Origin of the sequence: Halorubrum sp. SP3 (assembly GCF_005435195.1) — an archaeon.
GTDB lineage: Archaea > Halobacteriota > Halobacteria > Halobacteriales > Haloferacaceae > Halorubrum > Halorubrum sodomense.
This window is the reverse complement of the sequence record NZ_SGTU01000712.1, coordinates 1-234: the sequence shown is the minus strand read 5'-3', so window position 1 is coordinate 234 and position 234 is coordinate 1. Positions and strand designations below refer to the sequence as shown.

Here is a 234-nt window from a genome sequence, read left to right as displayed (position 1 = left end):
ACGTACGAGTCCGGGTCGGGGCCGCCGAGCCACCCCAGCGCGTACATGTTGTAGTCGTCCTCGTTCCCCGTGCTGTACGAATCGAGGAAGGTGCCCCAGTCGTAGCGGCGCACCTCCGCCTCGTAGCCGGCCTCGTTGAGCCCGTTCGAGACCGAGATCCCGATCTGCTCTCGGAGGTCGTCCGGCGGCACGATGATCCGGAAGGTGTAGTCCTCGGGCACGCCGGCGTCCGCG

General features: G+C 67.9%; 1 pseudogene. It reads right to left on the bottom strand.

The window, feature by feature from the left end:
* Window positions 1-234: pseudogene (locus tag EXE42_RS18030) on the bottom strand (ABC transporter substrate-binding protein); the annotation flags it as partial.